The organism is Gibbsiella greigii (genome assembly GCF_039540155.1).
Taxonomy (GTDB): Bacteria; Pseudomonadota; Gammaproteobacteria; order Enterobacterales; family Enterobacteriaceae; genus Gibbsiella; species Gibbsiella quercinecans.
In genome coordinates, this window is the sequence record NZ_BAABEM010000005.1 from 25,315 (window position 1) to 41,939 (window position 16,625).

Here is a 16,625-nt window from a genome sequence, read left to right on the forward strand (position 1 = left end):
GATGAAAACGTGAATAAAGCCGTGGCGGCCGGTTGGCCGCCATGCAAGAAAAGAGTTGGCCGAGTTGGGCCGCCGGCTTATTGGCGGCTTAGCCCAGCAACTGGCAGTTAGGCGGAAGCCGGCATTCGATCACACCGGGCAGCACTTCAATGCGGAAATGGGTGCCTTTTAGCGGCTCGCCGTCAAGGTTGAACGTCATTTCATGCGGGGCATCGATTTCCACCCAGGGCAGGGCGGCACTGACCACATTCTTGTTCTCTTCACCGTTGAACAGGCTGGCGATCAGTGCCGGCAGCAGCTCATCGGCAATCAGCAGGCGCAGTTGCAGCAGGCCATCGTTGATCAGGGCATCTGGGCACAGCTGCTGGCCACCGCCGGCCTGTTTGCCGTTGCCGATGCCGATCACTAACGCATCGCCGGCCCAGCGGAAATCCGGGCCGCGGATTTCGCAGTTGTCGGCCTTGAGCGTATCCATCCGCAGCAGCCCATGAATAAAGTAGGAAACGCCGCCCAGCGCGGCCTTGAGTTTTTCCGGGGTTTCCGTAGTGATGCGGGTGCCGAAGCCGCCGGTCGCCATATTGATGAAATAACGCTGGTCGTTCACCTTGGCCAGATCGATAGGCACGGCCCGGCCTTTGATCGCCAGGCTCAGCGCCTGTTCGGCAACCAGCGGGATATTGCAAGCCATGGCAAAATCGTTGGCGGTGCCCAACGGCAGAATACCCAGCACCGGGCGGCTTTTTGCCGGCAGCTGTGCCAGGGCGGCGGCCACTTCGTTAATCGTGCCGTCGCCGCCGCCGGCGATAACCGTGCCGGCCTGCATTGCGCTGGCTTCATTCACGTAGCGCGTGGCATCGCCGTACTCCCAGGTTACGCGAACGTGCAGGATCTCGCCTTCATTGCGCAGCTTCTTCACAGCGGCACGCACCAAGTCATCACCGGCACCTTTACCGTTAATGATAAGCAGCGTTGGTGTGTGTTGCTCCATGTGTCTTCTCCTGACTGATAGAGTTTCAATAACGATAAACTACAAGCTGGTTATAAACCATAGGAATATTCAGTGAGTATCCGTGCGGTAGTGTGGCAGGCGGATGATTCTTTTTTGGTAACGCCAGCCTAAAAATATTAGAACTGGTAATTAATTCGTTAGCTGTAGTATCACTTTCCATAAAATAATTGCCGGTTTTGTTGCTCAGATTATTTTAGGTATAGGTATAGAGTATAAATAAAATTAATACATAAACATGGGGTTATTATTAGGGAGTGAAAACGACAGGAAAAAAAGAAGAGCCAACCCAAGGGAGATTGGGTTGGCCAAGGAGGTGGTTCCTAGTATTGCTATGCAAATATTTTCGTTCTTGGTTTTCGCGAGGAGATATTAACCAAGCCGATGAGCAATAGATGTGATCTAATCCTAATATTTGCTAAAAGCCCCATTTATTGAGTGCGTTTTTGCCGTTATGCCGCGCTATTTTTGCCGTCGGACAAATTACGAATCAACAAGGCATAATTTAGATCAATATCTTCAGGCAGCGGCAAATAAACAATGTGCCCATTGCCTGGCGCCACATCAATTTGCTCGCCTTTTTTATTCTGCATACTTTCCAGCGTAAACACCACGTTGCCGCCCGGCGACATCAGTTCCACGCTGTCACCCACGGAAAATTTGTTTTTCACATCCACTTCTGCCAGGCCATCACGGCGCACCCCGGTAAATTCCCCGACGAACTGCTGGCGCTCGGAGATCGACGAGCCATATTCATAGTTCTGGTGCGAGTCGTGAGTGTGGCGGCGCAAAAAGCCTTCGGTATAGCCACGGTGCGCCAGGCCTTCCAGCGTGGTCAGCAGGCTGGGATCAAAAGGTTTGCCGGCGGCGGCGTCGTCAATGGCGCGGCGATAAACCTGGGCGGTGCGGGCACAGTAGTAGAAAGACTTGGTGCGGCCTTCGATTTTCAGCGAATGGACACCGAGTTGGGTCAGGCGTTCCACGTGCTGAATGGCGCGCAGGTCTTTGGAGTTCATGATGTAGGTGCCGTGCTCATCTTCAAAAGCGCTCATGTATTCACCCGGTTTCTGCACTTCAGAGAGCATGAACACTTTGTCGGTCGGCGTGCCGATGCCCAGCGTCGGTTCAACGCTTTGCACTGGGATCGGTTCATGCAGGTGCACGATGTTGCCCACGTCGTCTTCTTTACCTTCTTCGGCCTTGTATTGCCAGCGGCAAGCGTTGGTACAGGTGCCCTGGTTGGGATCGCGTTTGTTGATATAGCCGGAAAGCAGGCAGCGGCCGGAATAGGCCATGCACAAGGCGCCGTGCACAAAGATTTCCAGCTCCATTTCCGGCACCTGGCTACGGATTTCCGCAATTTCTTCCAGCGACAGTTCGCGCGACAGGATCACGCGCGTCAGGCCCATTTGCTGCCAAAATTTGACCGTTGCCCAGTTGACTGCGTTGGCCTGCACCGACAGATGAACCGCCATTTGCGGGAAGGCTTCGCGCACCATCATGATCAGCCCCGGATCGGACATGATCAGCGCATCCGGGCCCATATCGATCACTGGTTTCAGATCGCGCAGGAAGGTTTTCAGCTTGGCATTGTGCGGGGCGATGTTAACCACCACGTAGAATTTTTTACCCAGCGCGTGCGCTTCGTTGATGCCCTGCGCCAGGTTCTCGTGGTTGAATTCGTTGTTGCGTACCCGCAGGCTATAGCGTGGTTGGCCGGCGTATACCGCATCGGCGCCGTAGGCGAAGGCGTAACGCATATTTTTCAGCGTGCCGGCCGGGGAAAGAAGTTCTGGTGTAAACATGGTGATTCTCGGTCTGATTTCAGGTCAGTGCCGCGCCAACTAATGGCGCAACGAAAGCGGGGAATTGTAACGGTAGCGCGGCAAGAAATCAGCCAGTAACCGGAATTATTTCGTGGGAATGTTTTTTGGCGGTGGGAAACGCGCGATGCAAGCACCGCGCGGGCAGCGGTTATGCGCTTAAATCGCGCACATCGGTTGTTGGGCCGTTTTTGATGACGGACTGGATGCCGTTTTTCGCCGCAGCTGGCGAACTGTATAGTTCGCTGGTGCCAATCACCTGATGGTTTTTGGCCTTTAGCACGAAGTACGGTTTGCCGCTGGTGCTGGTTTTCAGCTCATACAGTTCTTCAAAGGGGGCATTGTTTTGCACGGATGAAATGCCGTTTTCCGCTGAAGCCTTGCTGGCATACATTTCGCTGGCAAGAATAATCTCGCCGTTGCTGGCTTTCAGGCTGAAATGAAATTGCCCGTTCGCTGATTTTTTCAACTCATAGTGGCCGTTTGCCATAATCCCTCTCCTTTTATGGGTTGTTGTTGATGATTTAAGTGTAGCCAAAGCGCGATCGGGCAATGAGATACCGGCGTGAGTTGTGTGTTCCAGCGCAAAAAATGCGCGTTTTTTATGCATGTTCGGTGAACAAATTGCGTTTAGGTCTGGGGGGATTTCAGGTTCGGGAATGCGGTGGCTATCATTGGCGTGGGGGCAGGGTTTAATGCCGCAATTCTCTATCAGCCAGAGCCCCCGTTATCTGTAATCATCGTTGTAATGGGAATCGCCTTGCTCGGCAGGCCAAGATGCGCGTGGAAGGTCAACACCCCAATCTATCGCCACCGGGCAACCTAATCTTCGGCTTTGACATAAGTTAAATCCTAAAGACAACGCATTTGGTGAGAGGAGCAGCGGTGTTGAAGCCATTGAAGGCGCCTATCTGCAAAAACGTAACAAATGCTAAGCGCCGTTGAGCAACCGGCAGGCTTCCGCCTCCCAGCGGTAGCCCACGCCGTAAACGGAACGAATAAATGCTTTCTCGCCGTCAATCAGTTCCAGCTTGCGGCGCAGGTTTTTGATATGGCTGTCGATCGTGCGGTCGGTCACCACGCGGTAATCGTCATACAGGTTATTGAGCAACTGCTCGCGTGAGAACACGTTGCCGGGCTGGCTGGCCAGCGTTTTCAGCAGGCGGAATTCCGCCGGGGTTAAATCCAGCAGGTGCCCCTGATAACTGGCCTGAAAGCGCGGTTCGTCAATATAGAGTTGGGCGCTGTCTTGCACGTCCACCGGGCGTTGGCAGCGGCGCAGGATGGTTTTCACCCGAGCCACCACTTCCCGCGGGCTGTAGGGTTTGCAAATATAATCGTCCGCGCCGATCTCCAGCCCCAGCAGGCGATCGATCTCTTCAATCTTTGCCGTGACCATGATGATTGGCACATCGCTAAAACGGCGCAGTTCGCGGCAAATGCTCAGGCCGTCGGTGCCGGGCAACATCAGATCCAGCAGGATCAACGACGGTTGCTGGCGCTGCACGGCAGGCACCACCTCGCTGCCGTTGGTCAGCCACTGGGTGGCGTAGTTCGCTGCTTGCAGGTAATCCACCAGCAATTGGCCCAGTTTGGGCTCATCTTCCACGATCATGATCTGTAACGGCTGAATTTGGTTTTCCATTATGCTGCCTTGTTGTTCATGCCCGAAGGTAACTCTACCGTAATGCGTACGCCGCCCAAAGGCGAGTGCTGCGCATGGATTCTACCACCGTGCGCTTCAACAATGTTCTGGCAAATCGCCAGCCCCAGGCCAGAGCCGCCGCTGGCGCGGTTGCGCGAGCCTTCGGCACGGTAAAAACGCTCGAAAATACGCGCCAGCAGTTCATCGCTGATGCCCGGCGTGCTGTCCTGCAGATAAATCACCATCTGCCCCGGCGTTTGCTCCAGACCAATCTCCAGGTTACCGCCGGCATCGGTATAGCGCAGGCTGTTCTCCAGCAGGTTATTAAACAGCTGGTTAAGGCGGTCCGGATCGCCGAACAGCGGCGCTTGTTCCGGCAGGCGGGTGGTGATGCTCAGCCCTTTGGCGTGGAAACGTTCGCGAAAGGCCGCGACGGCCACCTGCAGCAAGTGCACGCAATCGACCTGTGATTTGCGATAGGCCAGGGCGCCGACGTCGGACAGCGACAACTGGTGCAAATCGTCGACCAGCTTGGTCAGGGTGGAAACCTCCGCCTGCAGCGAGGCGAGCGAAGCCGGCGTGGCCTGGCGCACACCGTCCTGCAATGCTTCCAACTCACCGCGCAGCACCGCCAGCGGGGTGCGCAGTTCATGGGAAACATCGGCCATAAAGGCCCGCCGCATCTGTTCGTTTTTTTCCAACGAGGTGGCCAACTGGTTAAAGTCCTGCGCCAGCCGCCCCAGCTCATCCTGGCTGCTGACCGCCACGCGGGTGGAGAAATCCCCGGCGGCTAACTGGTGTGTGCCGGCCACCAGGCGCTTGACCGGGGCCAGCAGGCCGCGTGACATCAGCCAGGTGACGGCGGCGGCCAGCAGGGTGGACAACGCGACGATCAGCCAACTGGTGGTGCGTTGCTGACGATCGAAATTGATGTCGGCGTTGCGCGTCAGGCGTTCCGGCGGCGTGGCGATCACCCAACCGACGACGGCCCCCTGGTAGTGGATAGGATAGCGGTTGCCTTCCAGCGAAACCGGGCCGGCATGGCCGACCAGCCGTTTGAAGTTGCTGTCGACAACCCAGAACTGGGAGCGCCAGCCCTTGGGCGGCATGTTATGGCGGTTGTCGCCGTTTTGATCAAACGAACGCATGATCTGGAAAACCGCCTGATCGTTATTGCGCAGGAAGGTCCAATTGCCGTGTTGGTTGTATTGATCTTCCAGCGCATCGCTCAGCATCTGGATGCGTTGTTCGTTGGTGTGTTTGATATAGTCGATAAAGCCACGTTCGAAGCTGATGCGCACGCCCCAGTGCATGGTGATCAATACCAGCATGCAGGTGGCGAAGATCGCCATAAACAGTTTCCCGGTGATACCTATTCTCATTGCAGCCTCTATGAACCTTTACGGGTCTTGGTGAGTAAACGGTTTGGCGCGCTGTCGGCCGGCACGTGCAGCAGTGCCAGCACTGGCAGTGCAATGATCAGCGCCATGCAACCGTAGGTATAGATAAACGTACTGTGCAGGGCGGAACCGTCAGCCCCCAGCGAGTGTTGGGCAAAGCTGCCGATCAGAATGCCGGCGGTACTGACGCCCAGGCTCATCGATAGCTGCATCACCATCGACAGGAGGCTATTGCCGCTGCTGGCCAAGCGATCGGGCAGATCTTTCAGCGTGAGCGTGTTCAGCGCCGAGAAGCGCAGGGCGTTGACCATGCCCTGGAAAAACAGCACCAGCGGCAGCAGGTAGAGCCAGCCGAGCAGCGCCGCCAACGGCAGGCTCAGGGTGATCAGCGCCAGCAGCAGCGTGGTCGCCACCAGCACATGGCGATAGCCAAAACGGTTGACCACCCGCACCACAATACGTTTCATGCCCATATTGCCGAGAATCATCGGGATCATCATCAGCCCGGCGTGGAATGGCGAAAACCCGACGCCCACCTGCAGGAACAACGGGGTCATAAATGGCAGCATGCCGCTGCCGATGCGCGCCAGCAGGCTGCAAATCAGGCCGACGCGGTAGCTGTCGGTGCGGAACAGCCGCAGGGAAAACAACGCCCGGCTGTTGCCGCGTGCATGCCACCAGTAGCCGGCCAGCGCGCAGCAGCCCAGCACCACCAGCGCGGCGATGGCCGACGGGGATAGCCCCATGCCTTTGTGGCCGTCGAGCGCCAGCGTCATCGCCGCCATACCGGTCGCCAGCATCAGGAAACCGGCGATATCGAAGCGCCGCGCCTGCATGGTGTAGTTCGGCATCAGCAACAGGGTGGCGAGCGCACCGGCGAGGCCCACGGGGATATTGATCAGGAAGATCCAGTGCCAACTGGCGTATTGCACCAGAAAACCGCCGAGTGCCGGGCCGACCAGCGGGCCGATCTGCCCCGGCAGGGTGACGAAGGTCATGGCCGCCATATATTCACTGCGCGGTACGATTTTCATCACCGTCAGCCTGCCGACCGGCACCATCATCGCGCCGCCTACCCCTTGAACGATGCGCGAAGCCACCAGTTCGCTCAGCGTGAGCGAGCGGGCGCACAGAATCGAACCCAGCGTGAATAGCACAATGGCGCTGAAAAACACCTTTTTCACGCCGACACGGTCGGCCAGCCAACCGCTGGCGGGCAGCATCACGGCCACTGTCAACACGTAGGAAACGATCACCGACTGCATATGCAGCGGGCTTTCCCCCAGGCTGGCGGCCATGGACGGCAGGGCAGTATTGACAATAGTGGTATCCAGCGTCTGCATAAAGAAGCCAAAAGCCACAATCCAAAGTTGCCACTGCACTGATAGGGGGTGTTGATTCACATTCAGCCTATTCTTCGGTTATTTGCTCAACGGAGCGAGTTTCTTACCATGACGAAATGCCATCTGCAAACGGTCAAAATACAAATACACGACCGGCGTGGTATACAGCGTCAATAATTGGCTCATCACCAGCCCGCCGGCGATGGTGATGCCGAGCGGCTGGCGCAGCTCGGCGCCGTCACCGCTGGCCAGCGCCAACGGCAGCGCGCCGAACAGCGCGGCCAGCGTGGTCATGATAATTGGCCGGAAACGCAGCAGACTGGCCTGGAAAATCGCCTCTCGGGCGGCCAGGCCGCCGTTACGCTGCGCATCAAGGGCAAAATCCACCATCATGATGGCGTTCTTTTTCACGATGCCGATCAGCAACATAATGCCGATCAGCGCAATCATGCTGAACGGCGCGTTGAACCACATCAGCGCCAGCAGTGCGCCCATCCCGGCCGAAGGCAGGGTTGAAAGAATGGTCAGCGGATGGATATAGCTTTCATACAGCATGCCGAGCACGATATACACCGTGGCGATCGCCGCCGCAATCAAAAACACTTGCGACTGCAGCGTTTCCTGGAACACCTGCGCGGTGCCGGCAAAGGTGCCGCGCACGGTGGCCGGCACGCCGAGGGCGGTCATGGCACGCTCCACGGCGGCGGTGGCGTCCGACAGGTTACCGCCTTCCGGCAGGTTGAACGAAATGGTCGATGCCGCCGACAGCCCCTGGTGGTTGACCGACAGCGGCGCGTTGGCCGGCCGCCACTGGGCGAAGTAGGAGAGCGGGATAGTTTTGCCTTCGTTGTTGATCACGAACATCTTATCCAGCGCGCCGATGTCCTGGGTGTAGGGCGGCGCCACTTCCATCACCACTTTGTACTGGTTGAGCGGCTGGTAAATGGTCGACACCTGGCGCTGGCCGAAGGCGTTGTTCAGCAGGTTATTGGCGTCGGTGACCGAGATCCCCAACCGCGCCATGGTCTCGCGGTCGTAAATTAAATCCATCTCTGAACCTTTATCCTGCTGATCGGAGTTCACATCCGCCAGTTCGGGCAGCGCGGCCAGCGCGGCGCGCACCTTCGGCTCCCATTCACGCAGCGCGCTAAGATCGTCCGCCAGCAGCGTGTACTGGTAGCTGGCGTTGGCCTGCCGGCCGCCGACGCGGATATCCTGCACCGGCATCAGGAACAGGCTGGCGCCCGGCTCCTGCGCCAGCTTGGCGCGCAGCCGGGCGATCACGTGCTGCGCGCTGTCATGGCGTTCTGTCAGCGGCTTTAGCGAGATAAACATCGAGCCGCTGTTGGTGCGCGAACCGCCGGTAAAACCGGTCACGCTGTCCACCGCCGGATCTTCACGCACGATCTTCATAAAGGCTTCCAGCTTGCCGCGCATCGCCTGGAAGGAGATGCTCTGGTCCGCCTGGATAAACCCGTTCAGGCGGCCGGTATCCTGCTCCGGGAACAGGGTTTTCGGGATGCTGACGTACAGCCAGACGTTGAGCGCCAGCGTGGCGATAAACAGCGCCAGCACCCAGCTGGAGTGATCCAGCACCCAGTTGAGCGAACGGGCGTAGCCCTGCTGCACGGCGTTCAGCAGCCGCCCGAAACCCCGTGCGCGCCGCTGCGCGCGCGGCGGCTGGCGGCGCAGCAGGTAGGCACACATCATCGGCGTGAGGGTCAGCGAGATCAGCAGTGAAATGCCGACCGACGCCGACAGGGTAACGGCAAATTCGCGGAACAGTCGCCCCGGCAGGCCGCCCATAAATAGCAGCGGGATAAACACCGCCACCAGCGACACGCTCATGGAAAGCACGGTAAAGCCCACTTCCCCCACCCCCTTCAGCGCGGAATGCATCGGCTTCATCCCGGCTTCGATATGGCGCGAGATGTTTTCCAGCACCACGATGGCGTCGTCCACCACAAAGCCGGTGGCGATGGTGAGCGCCATCAGCGACAGGTTATTCAGGCTGAAGCCGCACAAATACATGGCGGCAAAGGCCCCGATCAGCGATACCGGCACCGCAACCGCCGGGATCAGCGTTGCGCGCCCCGAGCGCAGGAAAATGAACACCACCAGGATCACCAGCCCAACGGCGATATATAGCGAGCGCTCCACCTCCGCCAGCGAGGCGCGGATGGTGGTGGAGCGCTCCTGGGCGATATTCAACGAAATGGCCGCCGGGATATTGGCACGTAGCGCCGGCAGTTCCGCGCGGATCCGATCCACGGTTTCGATAATATTGGCTTCTGGCGCACGGCTGACCATTAACAGGATGGCGGGTTTGGCATCGGCCATCCCGGCGTTGCGCACGTCCTGCACGGCGTCCTTCACGTTGGCAACGTCGCTCAACCGCACGGCGCCGCCCTGTTGGTAACGGATAATCAGCGGTTGGTAGTCGGCGGCGGTTTTCAGCTCGTCGTTGGTTTGCAGCTGCCAGCGGCGATCCGGGCCTTGCACCGCGCCCTGCGGGCGGCGCACGTTGGCATTGCCGATCGCCTCGCGCACGGCGTCAAGGGAGACGCCCTGGTTGAACAGGGCGCTGGGGTTCAGCTCCACCCGCACGGCCGGCAGTGAGCTGCCGCCGACCGAGACGTCGCCCACGCCTTCCATTTGGGCGATCTTCTGCGCCAGATGCGTTGAGGCGAAGTCGTAAAGCTGGCCCTGGCTATAGGTATCCGAGGTCAACGTCAGGATCATGATCGGCGCGTCGGAAGGATTGACCTTGCGGTAGCTTGGCCGGTTGGGCATACCGGAGGGCAACAGGCTTTGCGCGGCGTTGATCGCCGCTTGCACGTCACGCGCCGCGCCGTTGATATCGCGATCGAGATCGAACTGTAAAATCACCCGCGTGCTGCCAAGCGAGCTCATGGATGTCATCTCATTAACGCCGGCGATACGGCCCAGCGCCCGTTCCAGCGGCATGGCGACCGATGACGCCATGGTCTCGGGTGAAGCGCCGGGCAGCGAGGCGCTGATCGAGATCACCGGGTAATCCACCTGCGGCAGCGGGGAAACCGGCAGCATCTTGAAGCCGACGATGCCGGCAATGGTGATGGCCAAAGTCAGTAGGGTGGTGGCCACCGGCCGGTTGATGAACAGCGCGAAGAATCTCACGGCAGCTCCTGCGGATCCGGCTGGCGGTGCGTGTTGCGCGCCAGTTTGTCAAACAGCAGGTAGATCACCGGCGTGGTGAACAGCGTCAGCACCTGGCTCACGGCCAGCCCGCCGACCATACAGATGCCGAGCGGGCGGCGCAGCTCCGCGCCGACGCCCTGGCTGAGCATCAGCGGCAGCGCGCCCAACAGCGCCGCCATGGTGGTCATTAAAATCGGCCGGAAACGCAGCAGGCAGGCCTGATAAATGGCGTCGTACGGTGACAGGCCCTGTTCGCGCTCGGCGGCCAGCGCAAAATCGATCATCATGATGGCGTTTTTCTTGACGATGCCGATCAGCAAAATCAGCCCGATAATGGCAATGACGTCCAGCTCGCTGCCGGCCACCATCAGCGCCAGCAACGCGCCCACACCGGCGGTCGGCAGGGTGGAAAGGATGGTCACCGGGTGAATAAAGCTTTCATACAGCACGCCGAGCACGATGTACATCGCCACCACCGCCGCCAGAATCAGCCACAGCGTGCTGCCCAACGCGGCCTGGAACGCCAGCGACGCGCCCTGGAAGCGGGTGGTGATGTCGTCCGGCATCGCCAGGTTTTTCTCCGCCAGGGTTACCGCCTCGATCGCTTCCCCCAGCGCGTAGCCGCTTGCCACGTTGAACGAGATGGTGGCCGATGGGAATTGATCCAGGTGGTTGATGGACAGCGGGCCGAAGCGCTCTTCCACTTTGGAGATGGTGTTGAGCGGCACGATGGTGCCGTTGCTACTGGTCAGGCGGATTTCATCCAGCGCCGCCAGCCCCGGCGTGTGCTGCACATCGTGCTCAAGCACCACACGGTATTGGTTGGCCTGGGTGTAGATGGTGGAAATCAAACGCTGGCCAAAAGCGTTATACAGCGCGTTGTCTACATCGCTCATGGTGATGCCAAGGCGAGCGGCCTGATCGCGATCGACGTTAATAAACGCCACTGGCCCTTCGGCCTGCCAGTCGCTGGTGACGTCGGCCAATTGCGGCGCCTTGCGTAACTCATCCAGCAGTTGCGGCACCCACAGATCCAGCGCCTCCAGCGACATCGCCTGCAGCGTGAACTGGTATTGGGTGCGGCTGACCTGGGTATCAATGGTCAGATCCTGCGCGGGCTGCAGGAACAGCCGTACGCCGGGGAACTGCGCCGCCGCCTGCTGCAGCCGGGCGATAATCGCCGGTGAGCGCTCACTGCGTTCGCTCAGCGGCTTCAGGTTGATTTGCAGCCGGCCGCTGTTGAGCGTGGCGTTGCTGCCGTCAACGCCGACGAATGACGTCAGGCTTTCCACCGCCGGGTCTTGCAAAATCACCGCCGCCACCTGCTGCTGGCGCGCGGCCATATTGCTGAACGACACGCTTTGCGGTGCTTCCAGCGTGCCCTGGATGATGCCGTTGTCCTGCACCGGGAAGAAGCCTTTGGGGATCAGCAGGTAAAGCACCACCGTGAGCGCCAGGGTGCCGAACGCCACGCCGAGCGTCAGCCATGGGTGGTTCAACACCTTTTTCAGCCAGGTGCCGTAGTGAGCGATCACTCGCTCAAAAAAGCGTTCGCTGGCGCGTGAAAAACGGTTCTGCTTGCGCAGCGATTCATAGCTGAGCATGCGTGCACACATCATGGGCGTTAGCGTCAGCGACACCACGGCGGAGATCAAAATCGCCACCGCCAGCGTGACGGCGAATTCGCGGAACAGCCGCCCGACGATATCGCCCATAAACAGCAGCGGGATCAGCACCGCCACCAGCGAGATGGTCAGCGAAATAATGGTAAAGCCGATTTCACCGGCGCCCTTGAGCGCCGCGGTGAGCGGTTTTTCTCCCTTTTCGATATAGCGCGAGATATTTTCAATCACCACGATGGCGTCATCCACCACAAAGCCGGCGGCGATGGTCAACGCCATCAGCGTCAGGTTGTTGATGGAAAAGCCCAGGAAATACATGGCGGCGAAGGTGCCGACCAGCGACAGCGGCACCGCCACGCTGGGGATGAGAGTGGCCGGCACGTTACGCAGGAACACATACATCACCATCACCACCAACGCGATGGCCAGCACCAGCTCGAACTGCACATCGCTGACGGAGGCGCGGATAGTGGTGGTGCGATCGGTCAGGATCTGCATATCCACCGATTTGGGCAGGCTTTTCACCAGCGCCGGCAACATGGCGCGGATGCTGTCGGCGGTGGTGATGACGTTGGCGCCCGGCTGGCGCTGGATATTGAGCACGATCGCCTGCTGCTTGTTGGCCCAGGCGGCAAGGTAGGTGTTCTCGGCCCCTTGTTCGATGGTGGCGACGTCCCGGAGGCGAACCGGCGCGCCATTCTGGTAGGCGACGATCAGCGCGCGGTAGTCTTCGGCCGATTTCATTTGATCGTTGGCCGCCAGCGTGACAGAGCGGGTTGGGCCGTCAAGGCTGCCTTTGGCGGCGTTGACGTTGGCGTTACTGATGGCGGAGCGCACTGTCTCGCTGTCCAGGCCATAGGCCGCCAGCGCCTGTGCATTGAGCTTCACGCGCACCGCCGGGCGTTGGCCGCCGGACAGTGTCACCAGCCCCACGCCGCCCACCTGCGAGATTTTCTGCGCCACGCGGGTTTCCACCATGTCTTCCACCTGGGTCATCGGCATAGCGCTGGTGGTGACCGCCAGCGTCATGATCGGCGGATCGGCCGGGTTGACCTTGCTGTACACCGGCGGGTAGGGCAGATCGGAAGGCAGCAGGTTGGTGGCGGAGTTGATCGCCGCCTGCACCTCCTGTTCAGCGACATCCAGCGGCAGCGACAGTTGGAATTGCAGTGTGACCACCGAAGCCCCGCCGGAGCTTTGCGACGCCATTTGCTTCAGGCCGGACATTTGGCCGAACTGGCGCTCCAGCGGCGCGGTAATGGCCGACGTAACCACATCGGGGCTGGCGCCGGGATAGAGCGTCACCACCTGAATGGTGGGGTAATCCACTTCCGGCAGCGCCGACACCGGCAGTGCGCGGTAGCCCATAATCCCGGCCAGCAGGATCGCCACCATCAGCAGCGTGGTGGCGACCGGGCGCAGGATAAACAGGCGGGAAGGGCCGCCGCTGGCATTTGGGGGCTGCGGTTGCATCAGGATTTCCTCGCAGCGGGTTGCCGGCGCGTTGCCTCTGCTGCGGGTTTCTCCTGCGGCGCCAGCACTTCAACCTGAAGGCCTTCGCTCAGGCGATCAATGCCGTCTGTCACCACGCGATCGCCCGCGCTCAGCCCGGCGCTGATCACCACCTGCTGGTTGCTTTGCATGCCGGCGGTGACGCTGCGCCTGCTGACCTTGTTTTCATCGTTCAGTATCCAGACAAAGCGCCCGTCGTTAGCCATTTGCAGTGCGGCGACCGGAATAACTACGGCGTCGTGCAGGGTGTCGACCTTCAGGCGGGCGTTGACGAACTGGTTGGGGAACAGCACATCGTCATCGTTGGCGAAGCGGGCCTTCATTTTGATGGTGCCGGTTGTGGTATCGATCTGGTTATCCAGGCTGAGCAACGTGCCGGTCGCCAGCTTTTGCTGGTTGGTGCGATCCCAGGCTTCCACGCTCACCGGCCCGCTCTTTTGTGCTTGGATCAGTTCGCCGATGTTGCTCTCCGGCAGGGTGAACACCACATCGATCGGGTGGGTCTGGGTGATCACCACGATGCCGGCGGTGGCGCCGCTGGTGATGTAGTTGCCGACGTCAACCTGCTTGAGGCCGACGCGGCCGTCAATCGGGGCGGTAATGCGGCTGTAGGTCAGTTGTAGCCTGGCGCTGTCTACCGCGCCCTGATCGGCCTTGATGGTGCCTTCGCTCTGGCGCACCAGCGAAAGCTGGGCATCCAGTTCCTGGCGGGAAACCAGATTGGTCTTGGCCAGTTGCTGGTAACGCGCCAGATCCTGTTTGGCATTGGCCAGGGTGGCCTGATCTTTCGCCAACTGACCCTGCGCCTGGGTCAGTTGTACTTCAAACGGCCGCGGATCGATTTCCGCCAGCAGATCGCCGGCCTTGACCTGCTGGCCTTCGGTGAAGTGGATCGCCATCAACTGGCCGTCGACGCGGCTGGTGACGGTCACCGTATTGGCGGCGGTGGCAGTGCCCAGTCCGGAAAGATAGCGCGGCACGGTCTGCAAAGTCGCGCTGGCGGCCTGTACTGGCGCCATAGGCGCACCGCGGTGCCGGCCGGTTGAGCCCACATTACCGGCCGCGTGGTGCGTGCCGCTGCTGGCGCCCGCGGCGGGCTGCGGCGCGCTGAAATGGCGCCAAAGCAGAACGGCGGCGATCGCCACGATTATGATGACCAGCAGGCGCAATATCAGTGAATGACGTTTGGGGTTTGCATTCATGACGACGAAAATCTCTCCAAAGGCGGGCATGCACGCAATATCGCGCACGCTAATCAAATGAGGCATCAACAACAGTGATACTTGAATGATCACTTATTGTATTGTGGCTAGTGGTTTTTTTGTTGCCTGGTTATTACTCTTTCCCTTTTTCCCTCACCCTAACCCTCTCCCAAAGGGAGAGGGGATCGCCCGGCGCTGTGTTTGTGTTTCGTCTCCCAGAGGGAGAGGGAACCGTTTGGCGCTGTGGTTGTGTTCCCTTCGCTCGGGGGTTGCATTTACGCCCCCTCTCCCTTTGGGAGAGGGCCGGGGTGAGGGCGTGGAACGCTAGTCTAGCGGGCTATCACTGCATAAAGATGAAGGAAATATGGAAACCATGTCAGGTTTTGTTGGCGGATCAAGCCATGCCGACAAAAGGCATTTTGCCAGGGCGCAGCGGTCTGCGCCCTAGTGGAACAACTTAGCGGAACAGCGTCTGCGCCCAGCGGGCCAGCCCGGCGGTAACCGAGCCAAAGTCGTTGCCGCCAATCAGAGGAATGCCCGGCAGTTGCTGTTGCAGCGCGGCGCGTAGCAGCGGGGAGCGGGCGCTGCCGCCGGTCAGGTAGATCACCTGCGGCGTGGCCTGGCCGCCGGCCAGTGCCGCCGTCACCTGTTCCTGAATACGCTGCAACGGTTGCGAGATCGCTTCCGCAAACTGCGCTTGGGTGACGGTTTCGCTTAGCGCCTGCTGTACGAACGCCAGCGGCACCTGGGTTTGCGCTTCAGCCGAGAGCGCGATTTTGCTCTCTTCCGCGGCGCGCACCAGCCGGTAGCTTAGCCGCTGCTGGTAAACTTTCAGCAGACGCTGCACTTTTTCCGGTTCGGCTGCGTCGCGGATCAGATCGCGCAGCAGGCGGCCGTTGGCGGTGCTGTAGAAATCATTTTGCGCCGGAACGTCGTTGGTCGCCACGGCGTTCCAGTAGGGCAGTGCCGGCAGGGCGATGCCTTTCTCCGTCTCGCTGCCCAGGCCAAACAGCGGCATCAGTTGCCTGAACGCCAGCATAATATCCAGATCGTTACCGCCGATGCGGCAGCCGCTGTGCCCCAACAGGCTTTGCTGGCGGTCGGCCCGGCCGCGCCACTGCGGGCCCATCAGCAGCAATGAGCAGTCGGTGGTGCCGCCGCCGATATCCACGACCAACACCGTTTTTTCTTCGTTCAGGGTGGCTTCAAAATCCAGCCCGGCGGCGACCGGCTCAAACTGGAAGGCAATCTCCTTAAAACCGGCGCGCTCGGCGGCGCGCTGCAAAATACCCTGTGCCTGTTGGTTGGCGTCTTCACCGCCCATACCCTGGAAGTTGATCGGCCGGCCGATCACCGCCTGGCTGATGCCGTGCTGCAGCACGTTTTCCGCCTGGCGTTTGATGTGGAACATCATGGCGCACACCAGATCTTCAAACAGGGCGATTTGCTGTGGCTTCAGGCCATTGGCGCCGAGAAAAGATTTCGGGGAGCGGACAAAATAGACCTCTTCCGGGTCTTCCATGTAATGCGCCAGCGCCTGCAGGCCAAACAGCACGCTGTCGCCGTTGACCGGGATATCTTCTTCGCGGTTGTAGTTGATGGCGCGGCGCAGCAGCATTTGGTTTTCATCGCTGCCGGTCGGCACTTGCCAGTGGCGGTGCAGGCACTCACTGACGGCTTCACGCGTGGGTGCACACAGCATTGAGGGCAGATAGGGCCCATTGTTTTCCAATGCCAGCAATTCGGGGCTATCCCCTTGCATCACGGCGACGGAACAGTTGGCCGTTCCGTAGTCAAATCCGATAAACATAATCTCTTCCGTTGTTCCCCATGCCAATGAAGGGGGGCGACTTTACCCGAGACGGCGCGGCTGGGCAACGTGCGGCATTAAA

The 16,625-nt window shown here is 59.8% G+C and carries 10 protein-coding genes; all 10 read right to left on the minus strand.

Annotated features, from left to right (window positions below; all coding sequences use genetic code 11):
• Nucleotides 1-88 precede the first annotated feature (88 nt).
• Entirely contained in the window at nucleotides 89-988 is a 900-nt protein-coding gene (gene yegS, locus AC559G_RS02055) for a lipid kinase YegS (protein WP_121555699.1), read from the minus strand.
• Between the two features lie 470 nt (nucleotides 989-1,458).
• Complete coding sequence (gene trhP / locus AC559G_RS02060; protein ID WP_498910932.1) at nucleotides 1,459-2,811, minus strand: peptidase U32 family protein; 1,353 nt, start codon at nucleotides 2,809-2,811, stop codon at nucleotides 1,459-1,461.
• Between the two features lie 169 nt (nucleotides 2,812-2,980).
• Nucleotides 2,981-3,319, minus strand: a complete 339-nt coding sequence (locus tag AC559G_RS02065) for a YegP family protein (protein WP_438596858.1) — start codon at nucleotides 3,317-3,319, stop codon at nucleotides 2,981-2,983.
• A gap of 441 nt (nucleotides 3,320-3,760) precedes the next feature.
• Nucleotides 3,761-4,474 carry an envelope stress response regulator BaeR gene (baeR, locus tag AC559G_RS02070; RefSeq protein ID WP_121553775.1) on the minus strand — a complete coding sequence of 238 codons (714 nt, stop codon included), beginning with the start codon at nucleotides 4,472-4,474 and terminating at the stop codon, nucleotides 3,761-3,763.
• Nucleotides 4,474-5,856: a two-component system sensor histidine kinase BaeS gene (baeS, locus tag AC559G_RS02075; protein ID WP_498910934.1), complete on the minus strand. Its 1,383-nt coding sequence runs from the start codon at nucleotides 5,854-5,856 to the stop codon at nucleotides 4,474-4,476. Before baeS ends, baeR begins: the two co-directional genes overlap by 1 nt.
• Nucleotides 5,857-5,864: 8 nt before the next feature.
• Complete coding sequence (mdtD, locus tag AC559G_RS02080) at nucleotides 5,865-7,277, minus strand: MFS transporter (protein WP_498910936.1); 1,413 nt, start codon at nucleotides 7,275-7,277, stop codon at nucleotides 5,865-5,867.
• An 18-nt stretch (nucleotides 7,278-7,295) separates the two neighbouring features.
• A complete protein-coding gene (mdtC, locus tag AC559G_RS02085) occupies nucleotides 7,296-10,376 on the minus strand; it encodes a multidrug transporter subunit MdtC (protein WP_498910938.1) in 3,081 nt (1,026 codons plus the stop codon).
• On the minus strand, nucleotides 10,373-13,492 hold the full coding sequence (locus tag AC559G_RS02090) for a multidrug transporter subunit MdtB (RefSeq protein ID WP_498910940.1): 3,120 nt from the start codon (nucleotides 13,490-13,492) through the stop codon (nucleotides 10,373-10,375). The genes mdtC and AC559G_RS02090 overlap by 4 nt, the downstream gene beginning before the upstream one ends.
• Nucleotides 13,492-14,733: an MdtA/MuxA family multidrug efflux RND transporter periplasmic adaptor subunit gene (locus AC559G_RS02095; protein WP_498910942.1), complete on the minus strand. Its 1,242-nt coding sequence runs from the start codon at nucleotides 14,731-14,733 to the stop codon at nucleotides 13,492-13,494. Before AC559G_RS02095 ends, AC559G_RS02090 begins: the two co-directional genes overlap by 1 nt.
• 457 nt (nucleotides 14,734-15,190) lie before the next feature.
• Nucleotides 15,191-16,543 carry an Hsp70 family protein gene (yegD, locus tag AC559G_RS02100; protein WP_498910945.1) on the minus strand — a complete coding sequence of 451 codons (1,353 nt, stop codon included), beginning with the start codon at nucleotides 16,541-16,543 and terminating at the stop codon, nucleotides 15,191-15,193.
• Nucleotides 16,544-16,625 lie beyond the last annotated feature (82 nt).

Coding starts and splice junctions, on each gene's coding strand:
- yegS (WP_121555699.1), bottom strand. CDS start 988: ATGGAGCAACACACACCAACGCTGCTTATCATTAACGGTAAAGGTGCC.
- trhP (WP_498910932.1), bottom strand. CDS start 2,811: ATGTTTACACCAGAACTTCTTTCCCCGGCCGGCACGCTGAAAAATATG.
- AC559G_RS02065 (WP_438596858.1), bottom strand. CDS start 3,319: ATGGCAAACGGCCACTATGAGTTGAAAAAATCAGCGAACGGGCAATTT.
- baeR (WP_121553775.1), bottom strand. CDS start 4,474: ATGGAAAACCAAATTCAGCCGTTACAGATCATGATCGTGGAAGATGAG.
- baeS (WP_498910934.1), bottom strand. CDS start 5,856: ATGAGAATAGGTATCACCGGGAAACTGTTTATGGCGATCTTCGCCACC.
- AC559G_RS02090 (WP_498910940.1), bottom strand. CDS start 13,492: ATGCAACCGCAGCCCCCAAATGCCAGCGGCGGCCCTTCCCGCCTGTTT.
- AC559G_RS02095 (WP_498910942.1), bottom strand. CDS start 14,733: ATGAATGCAAACCCCAAACGTCATTCACTGATATTGCGCCTGCTGGTC.
- yegD (WP_498910945.1), bottom strand. CDS start 16,543: ATGTTTATCGGATTTGACTACGGAACGGCCAACTGTTCCGTCGCCGTG.